This window comes from Frateuria sp. sgz306004 (assembly GCF_057750885.1).
In genome coordinates, this window is the sequence record NZ_JBYLFE010000007.1 from 58212 (window position 1) to 77160 (window position 18949).

Consider the following 18949-nt stretch of genomic DNA (forward strand, 5'->3'; position numbering starts at 1 on the left):
CCCCTGGACGATTTCGTTTCTTATGCCCGACGTACTGATCGCCGACGATCACCCGCTGTTCCGCGATGCACTGCAACGCGCCGTGCTCGCGGCCGTACCCGAGGCGCACGTGCATTGCGCCGACAGCGTCTTCAGCTTGCTCAGCCTGATCGAGCAGTATCCCGATGCCGAATTGCTGCTGTTGGATCTGCACATGCCCGGTGCGCGCGGCTACTCGGCATTGGCGCACATCCGCGGCCAGTATCCGGGCCTGCCCACCATCGTGGTGTCCGGCCATGAGGACGTGCAGGTGGCGCGGCGCGCGCTGGCGCATGGCGCGTCGGCGTATATCCCCAAATCCACGCCCGGCGAGGAGATCATCACCGCCATACGCAAGGTGCTCGATGGCGATGTGTGGTTGCCGCACCAGCTGGTTGGCGGCGGCGTGGAGCTTAAGCCCGACGAGGCGGCGGTGGCCGACCGCGTGGCCAAGCTCACGCCGCAGCAGTTCCGCGTGCTCACGATGATCGCCGAAGGTCTGCTCAACAAGCAGATCGCCTATGACCTGGGTGTTTCCGAGGCCACGGTGAAAGCACACATGACCGCCATCATGCGCAAGCTCGGCGTGAACAACCGCACCCAGGTCGCGCTGGCCGCCAGCCATCTGGCGATCGACCAGGATGCCATGCCTTCGATGCCGGACGACGACGAGTAACGCGCCGCCTCAGGCGGGCGTCTGTCGCCGTACCAACGCACTCAGCAAGGCACGCAGCGCGGCCGGTCGCACTGGTTTGTGCAGCAATGGATAACCCAGTGCACGCGCACGCTGCTTCAACTCGCTGCTGCCGTCGGCGGTAATCATCGCCACCGGCGGCAGCTCGCCCAGCGCATCGCGCAACTGCTCCAGCGCCTGCAGGCCATCGAAGTTCTCGGTGAGGTGATAGTCCGCCAGGATCAGGTCGATGCGTTCGCGGCGCAACTCCTGCTCGGCCTGCGCCACATCCAGCGCGGTGCGGCAATCCACGCCCCAGCGCTGCAAGAGCGCGCGCATGCCATCGAGAATCGCCGCGTCGTTGTCCAGGCACAGCACGGTGAGCGGCAACTGCTCGTTTGACACCGGTTGCGCCGGCTGCCGGCGGCGTGGCACCGCGGCGGCCACGCGTGGCACGCAGATGGCGAATCGACTGCCCTTGCCTTCGCGCGACGCCAACTCCAGCCGATGCTGCAGCATGCCGGCGATGCGTTCGCAGATAGACAAACCCAGCCCCAAGCCCTTTTCGCCCCAGGGCGAAGGCCGATCGAGACGCTGGAACTCACCGAAGATGCGTGCACGCTGTGCTTCGGCGATACCGGGACCGGTGTCCCACACTTCGATGCGAACTTCGTCGCCTACGCGCCGCGCGCCCAGCAGGATGCCGCCCTCTCGGGTATAGCGCAGCGCATTGGAGATGAAGTTCTGCAACACGCGACGCAACAACTGCGGATCGCTGCGCACCGCCAGCTTGGTCGGCACCACGCGCAAACGTAGCCCACGTCGCTCGGCGATAACGGCGAACTGCGCGATCAGCGAGTCGAATAGATCAGCCAAGGCAAAGCTGCCGATTTCCGCGCGATAGCTGCCCGTGTCCAGACGCGAGGTATCGAGCAGTGCATCGAGCAAGTCTTCCGCCGCACGGAACGAGGCATCGATGCGTTCGGCCAGCAGACTCGCTTCCGCGTCGAGGCCCGGATGTTGACGCAACGCGGAGGTGAACAGGCGCGCGGCATTGAGTGGCTGCAACAGATCGTGCGACGCCGCCGCCAGAAAACGCGACTTGGAGGCATTGGCCATCTCCGCCTCGCGCCGCGCATGCGCCGTCGCGGTGAGCGCCTCGCTGAGTTCGGCGGTGCGTTGATCCACGCGCTGTTCAAGGTTTTCGTTGGCCTCGATCAAGGCTTGTTCGGCGTGCTTGTACGCGGTGACATCGGTATACGTGGTCACGTAGCCGCCGCCCGGCAACGCGCGGCCGCGCATCTCGATCACCGTGCCGTCGGGGCGGATGCGCTGGAACAGGTGCGGCGAGCCGGCGCGCATGTGACCGATGCGCTTGCCCACGTGCGATTCCACTTCGCCCGGGCCACATTCACCGTGGTCGGCGTTCCAGCGGATCAGGTCGGCGACCGGCACGCCCACGTAAACCATGCCGTCGGGATAATCGAACAGCTCCAGGTAGCGACGATTCCACGCTACCAGACGCATATTGGCATCGACCACGCTGATGCCCTGCGACACATTCTCCAGCGTGGTGGAAAGCAACTCGCGATTGAAGCGAAGCTCTTGCGAGGCTTCATCCATCAACGCCATCGCCTCGGCGATATCCAGGCCTGAACCCGATAGCGCGCCCATCAGGATGCGCCGCGCGCTGGCCGCGCCCACGGCTGAGGCGAGCAAGCGTTCGGTGTATTGGATCAGCGCGCGATCCGCCGCAGCTCCTGGCTGCAAAGGACGTCCGCGACGCTCGGCGTAGTCGTCGAACGCGCGCTGGCTCGTGCGCTCGCCGACGATGCGTTCGGCGATGGTGAGTAGATCGGCCACGGCCACACGTCCACGCCAGTCACCGGCACCACGACTGTCGATCGCATACGGATCGATGAACATGGCCGCATGCAGGCGCTCTTCCAGGCTGGGACGAAAGCGCAGGGAAACGAAAATGAGACACGCCACGTTGGCCAGCAGCGACCAGAACGTGCCGTGCATCACCGGATCCCAGCCGCTCAGGTGAAACAGCGCTTGCGGCTGCAACCAGCTGAGGCCGAGCGGACCGGTGACCAGCCACGGCGCCGTGCGATCCATGGCCGGGAACAACAAGGTATAGGCCCAAACCATGAAGCCCGCAGCCAGACCCACCGCCACGCCCTTGCGACTGGCGCTGCGCCAATACAGCGCGGCGACGATGGCTGGCGCGAATTGCGCCACGGCGGCAAAGGCCAGCAAACCGGTGGCCGCAAGGTTGGCAGTATCGGCGACCACGCGGTGATACACATACGCCATCGCGGCCAGCGCGATGATGGCGATGCGACGCACCAGCAGCACCAGCTGCGAGAGGTCCGCGCGCTGCTCCAGCTTGAAGCGACGCACGCGCAGCAGCATCGGCATGACCAGGTCGTTGCTGATCATGGTGGACAAGGCCACCGACGACACGATCACCATGCCGGTGGCGGCGGAGAAGCCACCGATAAAGGCGAGCAGCGCGATGCCGCGATCGCCATGCGCCATGGGCAGGTTGAGCACCCATGCGTCCTTGTTGCCTAGCTGCACCTGGGGCAAGCCCAAGCCGGCGGCCACAATGGGCAATACCGCGAGGCTCACGATCGCCATGTAGATGGGAAACAGCCAACGCGCTCGGCGGAGATCGCGTGGGTCTTCGCATTCCACCACGCCGATCTGGAACTGGCGCGGCAGGCAGAACATGGCGCAGAAGGCCAACAGAGTCTGCGCGAGGAAGCCCGGCGACACGCCGTGGGACAGCTGCTGCACCGGGAGGTGCACGGTTTCCGCCAGGCCAGGCCCGCGCCACAGCGCGTAGCCCGCCAGCACGATGAACACCAGCAACTTGATCAGCGACTCCACCGCAATCGCCAGCATCATGCCGTGATGGTGCTCGGTGGCGTCGATGGTGCGCGTACCGAACAGGATCGCAAAGGTCGCCAGCAGGATCGCGCACCACAACGCGCTGTCGCCCAGCTGCGCGGCGCCCGGCACGCCAAAGCCGCCAAGCACGGCGTAGGACATCGCCACCGCCTTGAACTGCAGCGCCAGGTACGGCACCACGGCAATCACCGCGATGATCGCCACCAACGCCGCCAAGCCGTGCGATTTGCCAAAGCGCGCACCAATGAAATCGGCAATGGAGGTGATGTTGCGGTGACGCGCCACCAGCACCAGGCGGCGCAGCAGCCCATAACCGAACACGAAAAGCAGGATTGGGCCCAGGTAGATCGGCAGATAGCCCAGACCATCGCGCGCAGCGGTACCCACGGCGCCATAAAAGGTCCAGGAGGAGCAGTACACAGCCAGCGCGAGGCTATACACCAACGGCCGCAGACGCGGCTGACGCGGATACAGGGGACGACGGTCACCCGCGTAGGCCACCACGAACAACAGGCCCACGTAGAGCAGGGAAACCAGCAACAACAACCAACCGGCGATCAAGCGCGATACTCCGCCATGCGTGCGTCCCAGCAAGGAATAAGCGCCGGGTGGCGATCCGCACCCGGTGGCGACCGTCACGCTTGTCACGTGCATCGCCCACCCGGCACCATGCGTGGATGAGGACGACCGACGGCCAGACGCCAACGAAAGTAGCAGAGCGGCTAGGCAATGACGAGGTACACGTTTGGCGGCTGCGCTACGACCACCACCAAGGGCGCGCACCGCTGTACGCCATGCTGGGTGCCTACCTGAGCCTGCCGGCGGAGGCGGTTCGCCTTGAGGAGGCCGCGCACGGGCGCCCGACGCTGGCGCCCGAGCATGGCCAGGCCCTGTCCTTCAACTGGTCGCACAGCCACGACCAGGCCTTGATCGCCATCGCTCGTGGGATATCGCCAGGCGTGGACCTGGAAAGGCTGCGGCCGCATCCACGGGCGCTGGCCATTGCCGAACGTTATTTCAGCGCACCAGAAACCCAGGCGCTGGCCGCATTACCCACTGAAGCGCGCGATCGGGCTTTCCTGGAGTTCTGGACGGCCAAGGAGGCAGTGCTCAAGGCCATGGGACGCGGCATCGCCTTTGGCCTGCACCGGCTGAGCATTGGCGGCAGTGCGGAACAACCACGCCTGGATTACCTGGAAGGCCATCCAGCCGAGCAGTGGCAGTTGCATCGTCTAACGCTGGATGCTGGCCACGTGGGCACGCTGGCATGGCACGGCGCGCCGCGCCGGGTGCGCCAGTGGACACTTGAACACATCGACTGATCGGCGCACTGTGTGCAGCCCGCTGCCTGGACGGGCGCGGGATTCAGTCTCGCCAGGGAGTATCCCCAGTCCCATGACCCTGCTCAGCGTCAACCTCAACAAGATCGCCGTACTGCGCAACTCGCGTGGCGGCACCGAACCGGACATCCTTCGCGCCGCGCAAACCTGCATTGAAGCTGGCTGCGGTGGCATCACCGTGCATCCGCGCCCCGACCAACGCCACGTGCGTCCCGACGATGTGCGTGCACTCGCCGCGATGCTGCGCGGTCGTGTGGAGTACAACATCGAGGGCAATCCCTTCGCGCCCGCCCGGGGCGCGTATCCGGGCCTGATTGCATTGGCTCGCGAGGTACGCCCCACGCAGGTGACCCTGGTGCCGGACAGCGATGGGCAGATCACCTCCGATCACGGCTTCGATCTGGAGCGCGACATCGACACGCTGCGACCACTGGTGGCCGAACTGCGCGAGATCGGTGCACGCGTAAGCCTGTTCGTGGATTCCGGTGCCAATGGTTTCGAAGCAGCCCTTGCCATAGGCGTGCAGCGCGTGGAGATCTACACCGGCCCCTACGCCCATGCCTTCGCCGAGGGCGAAGTGAAGGACGAACTGGAACGCTGCGCCGACACCGCTCGCCGCGCGCAGCAGGCGGGGCTCGCGGTGAATGCCGGTCACGACCTTAGCCAGGCGAACCTCGGCACGTTCAAGGCGGCCATTCCCGGCCTGGCCGAAGTATCGATCGGGCATGCCCTCATCGGCGAAGCGCTTTACGATGGCCTCTCGACCACGGTGCGTCGCTACCTGCAAATTCTGCGCTGATGCTAAGCGGGGCGCCAAGCGCCTCGTCACCGCCCATCATTCGATGCGGGCAACCGTGCCGGCCTTGGTTTGGTTTGGACGGCTAAAGGTCCAGAACATCGCCGATGCAAACGATCATCGACGTACAAAAAAGAACCCCCGCGTGAGCGGGGGTTCTAAGGGTAGTGTTGCGGTAATGCCTTGCGGTATTACTGACCTTCGGTGAAACCGATCTTGGTCAGGCCGTAGCTCTTGGCATCGGCCAGCACACGGGCCACATGCTCGTAAGCCACGCCGTCATCGGCGTTGATCTGCACTTCCGGCTGCTTGGCCGGATCGCCCAGACCACCGATCACCGCGAGCTGTGCCTTGAGGCCCAACTCATCCACCGGGGTATCGTTCCAGTAGAGCGCGCCAGACTGGTCAATCTTGAGACGGACCGGCTCCGGCGGATTCTCCGGCTGCACGATGTTCGGGTTCGGCTGCGGAAGATCGATCTTCACTTTGTGGGTGAGCATCGGCGCCGTGATCATGAAGATGATCAGCAGCACCAACATCACGTCGACCAGCGGCGTGACGTTGATGTCAGCCATCGGCCCCTTGCCACTTCCAGAACTGAATGCCATGACTGTTACTCCTTGCCGGTCGTGATGAAACCGACATGGACCATGCCTTGTTCCTTGGCGTCGGCCAGAATCTTCTTCACGACCTTGTACTCCGTGGTCTTGTCCGCACGGATCTGCAGCTCCGGCTGCGGGGCTTTCGCCGCCGCAACCGCAAACTGCGCCTTCAGCTCGGCCTCGGTGACTTCGATGTCATTGAGGTAGAGCGTGCCATCCGGCTTCACGGCCAAGTCCATCGGCTCCACCGGCTCCGAATCCGAAACTTTCGGATTGGCAGTCGGCAGATCCACCGTGATTCGATGGGACATCAGCGGTGCCGTGATCATGAAGATGATCAGCAGCACCAGCATCACGTCGACCAGCGGCGTGACGTTGATCTCCGACATCGGACCGCCGGAATTGCCTCCGGTGCTCATTGCCATGGGTCAGATCCTCACTTGCCTTCGACGCGAGCGCCGGTGGCGAAGAAGTCGTGCAGGTCGTGCGCGAACTCGTCGAACTGAGCGTAGGTCAGGCGGTTGGAGCGGTTGAAGAAGTTGTAGGCAAGCACGGCCGGGATAGCGGTGAACAGACCGAAGGCGGTCATGATCAGAGCTTCACCCACCGGACCGGCCACCGCTTCCATCGAAGCGTTGCCCGACGCGGAGATCTTGATCAGCGCGTGGTAGATGCCCCACACGGTACCAAGCAGACCGATGAATGGAGCCGACGAACCGACCGTGGCGAGCAGGGTCAGGCCGCCTTCCAGACGCAGGCTCTCACGAGCCACGGCCTGGCGCAGGGCGCGATCGATGAACTCCGAACGGCTCAGCGACTCGGCCAGGCGACCACCGCCCGACGAAGCCTGCTGGTGGTGAGCGACGGCCGAGGCGGCGTCCAGGGCGATCTTCGAGAACGGTTCGCCCTTGGGCTGGGCTTCCAGTTCGCGGATGGCGTCCTGGGTGGAACCGTTGTTCCAGAAGCCGTTGATGACCTTGTCGGCGCGGCCGCGAACCATGGCGTTGCGGATCGCGTTGGCGATGATGAAGTACCAGGAGGAGAAGGACATCACCACCAGCACCACGAACACGATCCAACCGAGGGCATCGAAGTTGTGGATGAGGTGGTCAAAGCCCATCGACTTCATGGCTTCGGCGTTGGTGGTACCGCCCGCGGGGGCCGGAGAAGTTTGCAGGAACATAACGCTACCCTTGGAAAGTCAAGCGTGAACTAATTGACCGTAACCGAAGTTACAGCTGATTGAGATTGAAGTTGATCGGAACGCGGACGTAGCCTTCGGTCTTCACCCCGTTCCGGACATTCGGATTGAAGCGCCACTTGCGTGCCGTTTCAATCGCGGCCTGATCCAGCTCGCGGAAACCGCTGGACTGCTCCACCTTGATGTCCTTCGGAGCGCCATCGACACCCACCAGAATCATCAGCGTAACCGTGCCCTCGTGACGCTGGCGAATAGCCTGCGGCGGATACTTGGGCTGAATACGGCTGTTGTAGCTGATGTCCTGACTGGCCGTGATGTCCGCAGGCGCAGCCGGAGGAGCAGGCGGTGCCGGCGGCGGTGCCGGGATAGCGTTGGTGGACGCTTCCTCGACGGCCGGCGGCGGAGCCGGCGGCGGCGGTGTCGGCGGCGGCTTGACCTGCTGAATGATCTTCGGCGGCGGCTGCTTCGGCGGCTCCGGCGGCGGCGGCGGCGGCGGCGGGGGCGGCGGCGGAGGCTCGATGAAGTTCACCTGGACGGTGCGCTCCTTCTCCTTCTGGACCTGCTTCGGCGGTGCCATAGGCGCCACCAGCAACAGGAACGCGAACGCATGCAGCGCGATGGCAACTGCCAGCGCCCAGGTACGCCTCCAATTAAACGGCCCTTGGCCGGTTGCTTCGTTACTTGAGGCCATCTGTCACTATCTGGAGCTAATCAATCGGTGAGCCGTGGTCACGGCGCCTGGTGGCAATATCGATCCGAGCAGAGGATGACATTTGCCACTGGACGAGAGCACGGAAAGGTTTCAACGGTACAACAGCACATGGCATTTGTATAGCACTCGTGAGGACGACAAATAGACGTCTATCTGCCTCATTTGTGTTACACGTTCTGCCTTACTTGCCTGCTCCCTGAGCCTTCAGCCAAGCCTTTGCTTTTGCGGAGGTTTCGGGGTCCTGTGCGGCCTTTTCCATGGCTGCGATCGTGCCCGGCTTGTCCTTCAGACCACGGCACGCTTCGGCTAGCAACATATAGGCGGTGCCCTTGTGCTGCACGCCCTTGTCGATGCCCTGTTGGATGAGGCCCTTGGCCTCGCTGTACTGGTTCTCGGCGATCAGCAGCTGACCGGCGCGGATGGCCGGCTCTCCGTCCTTCGACAGCGGGATAGCCTTCTTGTACGAGTCCAGCGCTTTGCTGGTGTTGTCGGCCATATAGGAGGCCGTACCGAGCAACATGTAGTTATCGGCGCTGGGCTTCACTACACCCTTGCTGAGACCTTCGTCGAGGGTGCCCATGGCCTTGGCGGCGGGGCCCTTCTGGTCGTTGCTGTCCTGACCGGTGATCAGGTAGAGCTTGGCCAGGTTCACATAGTCCTTCTCTTCCTTGAACGAACCGGCGGCCTTGGCCTTCTCCATCAGCGCGATGGCTTCCGGATACTTCTGCGCCTGCATCAGCACGGAGACGGCGTTGTTCAGCGCGGTGGTGTCGTTCGGATTGGCAGCCAGCTGCTGCTGCGCGAGTTGCGCGGCCTGGTCGCCCTGGCCGGACTCGGAGTAACTGGCCATCAGGATCTGGTTCCAGCTGTCGTTCGGCTTGTCGGTGAGCGACTGGGCCTTCTTGATGGCGGCGATGGCTTGCGGGTACTTCTCGAGGCGGTAATAGGCATTGCCTTCGAGCGCATAGGAATCAGCCGTTTCCTTGCGGCCCTCGGCGCGCCACTTGGCGATGGTGTCCAGGGCGGGCTGGTACTGCTCGTCGGCCACGTAGAACTGAGCCAGTTCGTACTCGAGCTGGAAGTAGGTGTCGTTGGGCAGCACGCCGTTGTCCAGCGCGCGCTTTAGCAGATCGATGGCGCCCTTCACGTCGCCGTCGTTGTAGTGCACGTTGGCCAGACCCTGCAGAGCGAGCGCCTGGGCGTACTTGCTCTTGGTGCCGGTGCCATCGGCGATCGGCTGCAGCAGCTGGGTCGCCTTGTCCTTGTCCTGATCGTTGACCGCGTCGAGACCGGCGTTGACTGCCTTCTGATCCTTCTCGCTGGTCAGGTCGAGCTTGGGTTCCGAACGCGTGGCGTTCGGATACAGCGCTTCCTTCTTGTCCTTGGAAGAGCTATTGCCCGCGATGACCGGGGTGCTCACCACGGCCAGGGCCAGCGCCGAACCGGCAAGCATCTTGATCAGGGGAACACGCTTCATGGCAGTCCTCAGGTGTTGGGATTTCTCACGCACGAGGCGTGGGGGATCGCTGAGCGTAACCTGACTGTGCGTCAGATAACAAGTCGCACTGCCACAAGAAAGATTGTTAAGAATCAATCAGTTGAACCATACGCCGGCGACTTGCCCTAATTGGCGATCAGGCAAACCCTGCAGATCATGACTTTACGCCCTGGAAAATGTGTTTTCCGTCCCCACTGCGTTGCGTATTAATGTACTAATACGCTAGTACGTCAGGGAAAACGAAAGACGGTGTGACGGCCATCGCAAAATGACCGCCAACACCGTCTCAGGGCATCAGATGTCCAGGTTGGCGACCTTGAGCGCGTTTGCCTCGATGAAGTCACGACGCGGTTCCACGGCCTCGCCCATCAGCATGGAGAACATCTGATCGGCCGCGAACGCATCCTCGATGCCCACCTGCAGCATGCGGCGCGTTTCCGGGTTCACCGTGGTTTCCCACAGCTGTTCCGGATTCATTTCACCCAGGCCCTTGAAGCGCTGAATGGTGCGGCCCTTCTTGCCTTCCTCAAGCAGCCAGTGGCGCGCTTCGGCGAAGCTGGTGATGCCGCGCGAACCGTTGCCGCGACGAACCACGGCATCTGCGTGGACCAGACCGGCAAGCTGTTGGCTCACCTGCAGGATCGGGCGGAACTCCGCGCTGCCGAAGAACGGCTGCGGCAGCAGCCACGTGTGGCTGAGGCCGTGCTGATCGCGCACCACCTCGATGGCAGCTGGCTGCTCTTCCAGCGCCGGACGCATCGCGAGGCGATATCGCGGCTTGCCAAGACCACTGGCGGCCAGGCGCTGCTCCACACCGGTAAGCCACGTCTGCATCGCCGCGGCGTCGCTCCATAGGGCCGCTTCCATCGGCGCGTGTTCGAGCAGGGCGGAGAGTACGGTGGCGTCGAAGCGGTGGCCGAGGCGTTCAATCTGGTCGAGCGCCGCCTGATAGTCACGCAGCAGCTTTTCCAACGCCTCACCAGTGATCGCCGGGGCGTCGACCGTGTACTGCAGCTCCGCACCATCCACGGCGGTGGAGACGAGGTAGGCGTTGAGCGCCGCATCGTCCTTCAGGTACATCTCGTTCTTGCCCTGCTTGATCTTGTACAGCGGCGGCAGGCCGATATAGACATGGCCGCGCTCGATCAATTCGGGCATCTGGCGGTAGAAGAACGTGAGGAGCAGCGTGCGGATGTGCGAGCCGTCCACGTCCGCGTCGGTCATGATGACGATGCGGTGGTAGCGCAGCTTGTCCGGGTTGTACTCCTCCTTGCCGATGCCGGTGCCCAGCGCGGTGATCAGCGTGCCGACTTCCGCTGAGGACAGCATCTTGTCGAAGCGGGCCTTCTCCACGTTGAGGATCTTGCCCTTGAGTGGCAGCACGGCCTGGGTCTTGCGGTTGCGGCCCTGCTTGGCGGAGCCACCTGCGGAGTCACCCTCGACCAGGAACAGTTCGCACAGCGCCGGATCCTTCTCCTGGCAGTCGGCCAGCTTGCCCGGCAGGCCGGCGATGTCCAGGGCGCCCTTGCGGCGGGTCATTTCGCGCGCCTTGCGGGCGGCTTCGCGGGCACGGGCGGCGTCTACCACCTTGGAGGCGATGGCCTTGGCTTCGTTGGGATGTTCGAGGAGGAACTCACCCAGCTTTTCGTTGACGGCCTGCTCCACCGCGGTCTTCACCTCGGAGGACACCAGCTTGTCCTTGGTCTGCGAGGAGAACTTGGGGTCGGGCACCTTGACCGAGAGCACGGCGATCAGGCCTTCGCGCATGTCGTCGCCCGAAAGCGTGACCTTGGCGTTCTTGGCCAGGCCTTCCTTCTCGATGTAGCCCTGCAACGAACGCGTCAGCGCCGCGCGGAAACCCGTGAGGTGGGTGCCGCCATCGCGCTGCGGGATGTTGTTGGTGAAGCAGTACATCGTTTCCTGGTAGGCGTCGGTCCACTGCATCGCCAGTTCCACCGAAATGCCGTCCTGCTGGGCGCTCAGGCTGATCACGTTGGGGTGCAAGGCGGTTTTGAGCTGCGCCAGGTGCTGCACAAACGACTTGATGCCGCCTTCGTAGGCGAAGCGGTCGCTGCGCCCTTCCCCGCGCTCATCCTTCAGGTCGATGGTGACGCCCGAATTGAGGAAGGCCAGCTCGCGCAGGCGCTTGGCCAGGATGTCGTAGTGGAATTCGACGTTGGAGAAGGTTTCGGTGCTGGGCAGGAAACGCACGGTGGTGCCGCGCTTAGTGGAGGAACCCACCTCCTTCACCGCGTACTGCGGCTCGCCCAGCGCATATTCCTGCTGGTATTCCTTGCCTTCGCGGTAAATGGTGAGCCACAAGTGCGAGCTCAGGGCGTTCACCACAGATACGCCCACGCCATGCAGGCCGCCGGACACTTTGTAGGAGTTGTCGTCGAACTTGCCGCCGGCATGGAGCACGGTCATCACGACCTCGGCGGTGGATCGGCCCTCTTCCGGGTGCATGTCGACCGGGATGCCACGGCCGTTGTCGCTGACGCTGACGGAGCCGTCTTCGAGGATGGTCACGGTGACGTGGTCGCAATAACCCGCCAGCGCTTCGTCGATCGAGTTGTCGACGACTTCGAACACCATGTGGTGCAGGCCAGTGCCGTCATCGGTATCGCCGATGTACATGCCAGGGCGCTTGCGCACCGCTTCCAGACCTTTTAGAACCTTGATGTTGCTCGAATCGTAGGATGCGTTCATTCGGTGACCGATTCCTGGGCGCCTTTCCCGCCCGGATCGGCGCCATACAAGGCCGGGCTGGGGATAATTTGTTGATTATAGCAGGGGGTTGAGTAGACCTTGTTCCACGTGGAACACATGGGTCTGCGGCCCCTGTAAAGCGTCTGGAACCTCGGTGCCGGTTACCATCACCTGGGCGCCAACGGCCCGCAATCTGTCGACTAGAGCGGCTTGGTGCGCCTTGTCCAGCTCCGAAGCCAAGTCGTCCAGACAAACCACCGGCCATTCCCCTCGCCGCTCGGCATAGAGGGAGGCTTGTGCGAGGACGCAGGCCAGTGCCGTCAGCTTTTCCTGCCCGCGTGAGAGGTGTTCCCGCAAAGGTGCGTGTTCGAACACAATCGACCAATCCGCACGATGGGAACCCTGCGTGGTATGGCCGCGAGCCAGGTCCCGGCCTCGTTGCAGGGCCAGCAGCTCGCCTAGATCGCTTCCTTCGGGCCAACCACGCCGGTAGCGCAGCTCTATCACGCCTAGTTCGGGCAGTAGCGCACCTGCGCTCTCTATCAAATGAGGGCGAAGCGCTTCGAGGTAAAGCTCTCGCTGCCGGTCGATCTGCGTGGCGGCAGCAGTTAGTTCTGCCTCCCAGGGCAAGAATAAGGCTTCTTGGAGCGGGCCAGAGGCCCTTAGCAGCGAATTTCGCTGTTTCAAGGCGCGTTGATAGCGCCGCCAGGCCTGCATGAACGCGTGTTCCACGTGGAACACACCCCAATCCAGGTAGCGGCGACGTTCTTCAGCGCCACCAGCGATCAAAGCGTGGGAGCCGGGTTCGAAACACACCACCGCGCACTCTTCCACCAATTCACTAAGAGTCACGACCTCGCTATCCATGCGAGCTTCCCATCGAGCGCCCTGGCGCCCTAAACCCACCCGCCGCAACCGACCATCAGCGTGACGCAACTCGGCAAAAACCGCCAAAGCACTCGCGCCGCGTTGCAACAAGGCATCTTTGGCGCCGGCACGGAAGGAGCGACCGTGCGACAACAGGAACGCGGCCTCCAAAACACTGGTTTTTCCCGCCCCATTGTCGCCGGAAAACACGGTAACGCCCTCTTCCAACGCTATGGAAACATCCGCCAGACAGCGCAAACCCTGGATGCGCAATCGTTCCAGACGCATTTCAGCAAGCCCCGCAAGTAAGAACGCCGGAGCGTCTTGCGACGGCTCCGGCGTTCCGAGCGAGCTTGCCCGTTAGGGGCAAACGTGGCCTCGACATCAGAGGCGCAACGGCATGATCACGTGGCGAGCCTGATCGCTGTCGTCTTCCTGCACCAGACAGCTGGACTGGGCGTCGCGCAAGTTCAAACGTGCACGCTCGCCACGTAAAGCACCCAGCGCATCAAGCAGATAGCCCACGTTGAAGCCCACAGCTAGATCGGAAACGACGGTTTCCGCTTCAAGCTCTTCCACGGCCTCTTCCTGCTCCGGGTTGTGCGCAACGATGCGCAGCTTGCCCGGCGACAGTTCCAGCTTCACGCCGCGATACTTCTCATTGGAAAGAATCGCTGCACGCTGCAATGCGCCGCGTAGCACTTCGCGATCCAGCGTCGCTTGCTTGTCCGCGCCGAGCGGAATGACAGCTTCGTAGTCCGGAAAACGACCATCGATCAACTTGGAGGTGAAGGTGACGTCGCCGCGACGCACGCGCAGGTGATTGCGCCCGAACTCCAGCTCAACCTGCCCTTCGCCGGTTTCGAACAAACCGATCAACTCATTCACACCCTTGCGAGGAATGATGATCTGACGACGTCCGGAAACCTTGCTGTCCAGCTTGGTTTCCTTCAATGCCAGACGATGGCCGTCGGTGGCGACGCAGCGGAGCGTGTGCTCCTGAAGATCCAGCAGCATGCCATTCAAGTAGTAGCGCACGTCTTGATTGGCCATGGCGAAGGCAGTGCGCTCCATCAAATCGCGCAGCACTTCTTCCGGCAGCGTTACCCGCTCAACCAGCTCTATTTCATCGATGGTTGGAAACTCGGTCGCCGGCAACGTCGCGAGCGTGAAGCGGCTGCGCCCCGCGTTCATGGCCACGCGGTCGCCGTTGAGTTTCAACTCGATCAAGGCGCCATCGGGCAAGGCTCGCACGATGTCATACAGCTTGCGGGCGGGAATGGTGGTTTCACCGTCCACCAGTTTGTCAGCGGGAGTGGCAGCGATCATTTCGACTTCTAGATCGGTGCCGGTCATCGACACTTTGCCATCCGCGACTTTCACTAGCAGGTTGGCCAGCACCGGCAGGGTTTGGCGGCGTTCGACCACGCCTACGACCTGCTGCAACGGTTTGAGCAGAGCTTCTCGTTGAATGCTGAATTGCATATAGGCGCTTCCCCAATCCTGCTTTTCTGTTTTTTAAAGATGTTATGTGGTGGTGGTAGGCGGCGTGGATAACTCAAAAAACGAAAATTTCCACATGGAATCAATAACTTACACAATTTCCACGTTGTGTCCTAAAAGGCCGGACCACTGTGTGTCAATTGTGGATAACTTTGCCGTCTATTTCGTCCACCTATTATCCACAGCTTGCCCGAGTACTTTTCAAGCGAACAGTACACAGCCGCCCGGTTAGCCGGTGAGAATCCGGATCAACTGTTCCCAATCCTGACGCATCCGTGTGTCGGTTTCGCAGAATTTCTTGATGGTGCGGCAGGCGTGCAGCACCGTCGTATGGTCACGGCCGCCGAAAGCCTCGCCGATTTCAGGCAGGCTGTGCTCCGTGAGCTCCTTGGACAGTGCCATGGCGATCTGGCGCGGTCGTGCCAAGGAACGCACCCGGCGCTTGGACAGCAGATCCTGCAGGCGCACCTGGTAGTAGTCGGCCACCGTCTTCTGGATGTTGGGCACCGTCACGGCCTGGGCATGGGTCGCCAGCAGGTCGCGCAAGGTTTCCTCCGCGAAATCGATGGTGATGGGCTTGCCGTAGAAGTTGGCACGCGCGGCCAACGTGTTGAGCGCGCCTTCCAAGTCGCGAACGTTGGAGCGGATGCGCTTGGCCAGCAGCATCGCCACGTTCTCCCCCACCGCTACGCCCTTGTCGTGGGCCTTGGACAGCAGGATCGCCGCGCGGGTCTCGAAGTCCGGCGGCTCGATCGCCACCGACAAGCCCCAACCCAGGCGGGACTTCAGGCGCGGCTCAAGCTTGTCCACTTCCTTCGGATAGCGGTCGCAGGTGAGGATGATCTGCTGCTTGGACTCGAACAACGCGTTGAAGGTGTGGAAAAACTCCTCCTGCGTGGTGTCCTTGCCCGCAAAGAACTGGATATCGTCGATCAGCAGCGCGTCCACCGAGCGGAAGCGGCGCTTGAACTCGTCCATGCTCTTGGTGCGCAGCGCCTCGATCATCGAACCGACGAACTGCTCCGAGCGCAGGTACAGCACCTTGAAGTCCGGATTGCGCTCGCGCATCAGGTTGCCGGTGGCGTGCATCAAATGCGTCTTGCCCAGGCCGGTGCCGCCGTACAGCAGGAGCGGGTTGTAGGCCCGGCCGGGATTCATGGCCACTTGCATGGCCGCTGCCTTGCCCAGCTGGTTCGACTTGCCCTCGACGAAGGTCTCGAAGGTGTAGTGCGGGTCCAGGTTGTGGGTAAAAGCTGGGGCTTGAGCCTCCGCCACCACGGGCACGGTCTTGGGCGCCGCTGCCGGAGCCGCCGTTTTACTGGCCGGAGCCGGTCGCGGCGAACTGGAGCCCACCTCCAGCTTTACCGTCAGGTCATGGCCGGTCAGCTGGCTGATCACCGTTTCGATGCGCGCCAGATAGCGCTCGCGAACCGTATCGAGCGTGTACGGATTGGGTGCGAACAGCTGCAGGCCATGGGTGTCGTCGCGTGCCTGCAGGGGCATCAGCCACGTATGCAGGTCTTCGGCGTTCAATTCGCCCTCGAGACGCTCGAGACAGCGCCGCCACAGGTCACTCATGGGAAATCTTCAACCACTGGAAGGAGCGCTTACGCGCGGGGTGGACCGGCAAGTCTAGCAGCACGAACCCCTCCAGTTGGCATGGATATCCACACGGATATCCACAGGAAGTAAACAGGGCTTTGTCAACCCCCGCAACACCCCATTTGACATCGGGCCTTGACAGCAGCCATAATTTCCAACCTTTTTATTACCTTAACTTCGGACAAAGCCATGTCGAAGCGCACCTTCCAACCCAGCAAGCTCAAGCGCGCCCGTACCCACGGTTTCCGTGCCCGCATGGCGACTGCCGATGGCCGCAAGATTCTGAACGCCCGTCGCGCCAAGGGCCGCAAGCGTCTGATCCCGTAAGCGGCACGCTCACGATGCGTGCCGCCGGCCTGCCGCGCGACGCGCGGCTCCGCCGCGCCGGTGATTTCGCTGCTCTGCGTCATGCCAGCGGCCGCTTCGGCGGCCGCTGTTTTTCTGTGCGCTATCGAGCCAACGAACTTGGTCAGCCGCGCCTCGGCTTGGCTATTTCCAAACGCGTGTCCAAGCGCGCGGTGGATCGCAACCGCATCAAGCGACTGGTGCGCGAATCTTTCCGGCGCATCCGACTTGAGCTTCCCGCTGTCGACCTCATGGTGATGGCACGCGAGCAGGCCGCCGGCCTGCCCGGCCCAGATTTGCTGGCGGAACTCGACTTCCTCTGGAGGAAGCTGCGTGCCGTGAGGCCAGAGGCCACATTGAAGCCGGGCGACACGGCCGGCACAATCGTGCGTTGACCTTCTTCCATCCCGTTTCGCGGCCCGGCGTCGCGACAACCACCGGATCTGCTCCGCGATGAATCAAACGCGTACGTTCCTTATCTTCGCCCTGCTGGCCGTGGGCTACCTGTTGTTCATGGCCTGGGAGAAGGATTACGGCCCGCAGCCGCCGGCCGCCGTGGCATCGTCGTCCAGTGCCGCCGTGCCGCCCGCCAGCGACGGCAGTGTGCCGGGAGCCACCAACGCCAGCGCCGCGGCCAACGTGCCGGGCACCGCGACCGAGGCTTCCGCACAGCTCATCACCTTGAGCACCGACGTACTGCGCCTAACTGTGGATACCCGCGGCGGCAGCGTGGTGCGTTCGGAGCTGCTGACCTATCCGTCGGTGCCGGCCACCAAGAAGGACCCGCAGCCCGAACCGGTGCGCCTGCTCGACGACGAGCGCGCCCAGTACTTCGTGGCGCAGAGCGGCCTGGTCAGCAACGAAGGCAGCGCGCCCGATCACCGCGCGGTGTTCCAGGCCGCCCAGACCAGCTATGCGCTGGCCCAGGGCCAGGATGAACTCAAGGTCGACCTGAGCTGGCAGAACGACGCTGGCCTCAAGGTCACCAAGACCTACGTGCTCAAGCGCGGCAGTTTCGTGGTCGGCGTGGATCAGAAGATCGACAACGGCGGCGCCAGCGCCTGGCAGGGCAATGCGTACGAGCAGTTGCAGCGCGTGGCCCCGGCCCAGCAGAAGAGCTGGTGGCAGAACTTCTCCGACCCCTCCTCGCATAGCTTCTATGGCGCGGCTTGGTACAGCCCGGAAGACAAGCTGGCCACCCTGCCTTTCGCCGATTTCGCCAAGAAGCCGCTCAACCACGCCATTACGGGCGGCTGGGCGTCGATGCTGCAGCACTATTTCTTCGTGGCCTGGATTCCGCAGGCGCAGGAAGCGAACACCTACTCCACCAGCGTGATCAACCCGGACACGGCCCAGCCGATCTACCTGATCCGCGCGGTGGGTCCGGCACTGAGCGTCGCGCCGGGCCAGAGCCTTACCACGGCTTCACGCCTCTACATCGGTCCCAAGCTGCAAGGCACGCTGGACCAGGTGGCGCCGGGCCTCGACCTCACCACCAACTACGGCATGCTGACCGTGGTGGCGCAGCCGCTGCACTGGCTGCTCTCCAAGCTGCACGCGATCAGCGGCAACTGGGGTGTGGCGATCATCCTGCTGGTGCTGCTGCTCAAGGCTGCACTGTGGAAGCTCACCGCCGCGCAGTTCCGCTCCGGCGCCAAGATGCGCAAGCTGCAGCCTCGCGTGACCGCTCTCAAGGAGCGTTACGGCGAGGACAAGATGAAGATGCAGCAGGCCATGATGGAGCTGTACAAGAAGGAGAAGGTCAACCCGATGTCGGGCTGCCTGCCGGTACTGATCACCATGCCGGTGTTCTTCGGCCTGTACCGCGTGCTGATGGAAAGCGTGGAGCTGCGTCACTCGCCGTTCTTTGGCTGGATCCACGACTTGTCCGCGCCCGATCCGTTGTTCGTGCTGCCGGTGATCTACATCCTGGTGATGATGGCCACGCAGTGGTTGTCGCCGTCCGCCGCGGGCATGGACCCGGCCCAGCAGAAGATGATGAAGGTGATGCCGGTGGTGTTCGGCTTCATGTTCCTGTTCTTCCCGGCTGGCCTGGTGCTCTACTGGGTGGTGAACGGTCTGACCAGCCTGGCCCAGCAGTGGCTGATCACGCGCAGCGTCGAGCGCGCAGAGGAAAGCGCCAAGGCCGCCTGAGCGAGCCGAG

General features: G+C 63.1%; 16 protein-coding genes. 6 read left to right on the forward strand and 10 right to left on the reverse strand.

Annotated features, from left to right (window positions below; genetic code table 11):
- The first annotated feature begins 22 nt into the window (after positions 1-22).
- Positions 23-694 carry a response regulator transcription factor gene (locus tag AC3G2C_RS15475; protein WP_488385529.1) on the forward strand — a complete coding sequence of 224 codons (672 nt, stop codon included), beginning with the start codon at positions 23-25 and terminating at the stop codon, positions 692-694.
- A 9-nt stretch (positions 695-703) separates the two neighbouring features.
- Here the strand turns inward: AC3G2C_RS15475 and AC3G2C_RS15480 are convergent, their stop codons facing one another.
- Positions 704-4171 (reverse strand): hybrid sensor histidine kinase/response regulator, encoded by a 3468-nt coding sequence (locus tag AC3G2C_RS15480; RefSeq protein ID WP_488385530.1) that lies wholly within the window; start codon positions 4169-4171, stop codon positions 704-706.
- 116 nt (positions 4172-4287) lie between these two features.
- On the opposite strand from AC3G2C_RS15480, the gene AC3G2C_RS15485 reads away from it, so the two are divergent.
- Complete coding sequence (locus tag AC3G2C_RS15485; protein WP_488385531.1) at positions 4288-4932, forward strand: 4'-phosphopantetheinyl transferase family protein; 645 nt, start codon at positions 4288-4290, stop codon at positions 4930-4932.
- A 73-nt stretch (positions 4933-5005) separates the two neighbouring features.
- A complete protein-coding gene (locus AC3G2C_RS15490) occupies positions 5006-5749 on the forward strand; it encodes a pyridoxine 5'-phosphate synthase (protein WP_488385532.1) in 744 nt (247 codons plus the stop codon).
- 188 nt (positions 5750-5937) lie between these two features.
- On the opposite strand, the gene AC3G2C_RS15495 is transcribed toward AC3G2C_RS15490, so the two are convergent.
- The 9 genes from AC3G2C_RS15495 to dnaA form a co-directional block, all read right to left on the reverse strand.
- The gene (locus AC3G2C_RS15495) at positions 5938-6354 is read right to left on the reverse strand and encodes an ExbD/TolR family protein (RefSeq protein ID WP_046972823.1); all 417 of its coding nucleotides are present in this window, start codon (positions 6352-6354) and stop codon (positions 5938-5940) included.
- A 5-nt stretch (positions 6355-6359) separates the two neighbouring features.
- Positions 6360-6773, reverse strand: a complete 414-nt coding sequence (locus tag AC3G2C_RS15500) for an ExbD/TolR family protein (RefSeq protein ID WP_488385533.1) — start codon at positions 6771-6773, stop codon at positions 6360-6362.
- A gap of 11 nt (positions 6774-6784) precedes the next feature.
- On the reverse strand, positions 6785-7531 hold the full coding sequence (locus AC3G2C_RS15505; RefSeq protein WP_488385534.1) for a MotA/TolQ/ExbB proton channel family protein: 747 nt from the start codon (positions 7529-7531) through the stop codon (positions 6785-6787).
- 49 nt (positions 7532-7580) lie between these two features.
- On the reverse strand, positions 7581-8240 hold the full coding sequence (locus AC3G2C_RS15510) for an energy transducer TonB (protein ID WP_488385535.1): 660 nt from the start codon (positions 8238-8240) through the stop codon (positions 7581-7583).
- Positions 8241-8442: 202 nt separating this feature from the next.
- The gene (locus AC3G2C_RS15515) at positions 8443-9738 is read right to left on the reverse strand and encodes a tetratricopeptide repeat protein (protein WP_488385536.1); all 1296 of its coding nucleotides are present in this window, start codon (positions 9736-9738) and stop codon (positions 8443-8445) included.
- 315 nt (positions 9739-10053) lie between these two features.
- Positions 10054-12468 (reverse strand): DNA topoisomerase (ATP-hydrolyzing) subunit B, encoded by a 2415-nt coding sequence (gene gyrB, locus AC3G2C_RS15520; protein ID WP_488385537.1) that lies wholly within the window; start codon positions 12466-12468, stop codon positions 10054-10056.
- A gap of 75 nt (positions 12469-12543) precedes the next feature.
- Positions 12544-13623 carry a DNA replication/repair protein RecF gene (gene recF / locus AC3G2C_RS15525; RefSeq protein WP_488385538.1) on the reverse strand — a complete coding sequence of 360 codons (1080 nt, stop codon included), beginning with the start codon at positions 13621-13623 and terminating at the stop codon, positions 12544-12546.
- Positions 13624-13719: 96 nt separating this feature from the next.
- The gene (gene dnaN, locus AC3G2C_RS15530; protein WP_488385539.1) at positions 13720-14820 is read right to left on the reverse strand and encodes a DNA polymerase III subunit beta; all 1101 of its coding nucleotides are present in this window, start codon (positions 14818-14820) and stop codon (positions 13720-13722) included.
- A 246-nt stretch (positions 14821-15066) separates the two neighbouring features.
- The gene (gene dnaA / locus AC3G2C_RS15535) at positions 15067-16416 is read right to left on the reverse strand and encodes a chromosomal replication initiator protein DnaA (protein ID WP_488385540.1); all 1350 of its coding nucleotides are present in this window, start codon (positions 16414-16416) and stop codon (positions 15067-15069) included.
- Between the two features lie 213 nt (positions 16417-16629).
- Between dnaA and rpmH the strand changes: the two genes are divergently transcribed.
- From rpmH to yidC, 3 genes are read left to right on the forward strand one after another with little or no spacing between them, the layout of a single operon-like run.
- On the forward strand, positions 16630-16767 hold the full coding sequence (gene rpmH, locus AC3G2C_RS15540; RefSeq protein ID WP_019464789.1) for a 50S ribosomal protein L34: 138 nt from the start codon (positions 16630-16632) through the stop codon (positions 16765-16767).
- 14 nt (positions 16768-16781) lie between these two features.
- Complete coding sequence (gene rnpA, locus AC3G2C_RS15545; protein WP_488385541.1) at positions 16782-17180, forward strand: ribonuclease P protein component; 399 nt, start codon at positions 16782-16784, stop codon at positions 17178-17180.
- Positions 17181-17238: 58 nt separating this feature from the next.
- Positions 17239-18939 (forward strand): membrane protein insertase YidC, encoded by a 1701-nt coding sequence (gene yidC, locus AC3G2C_RS15550; protein ID WP_488385542.1) that lies wholly within the window; start codon positions 17239-17241, stop codon positions 18937-18939.
- Positions 18940-18949: the final 10 nt, after the last annotated feature.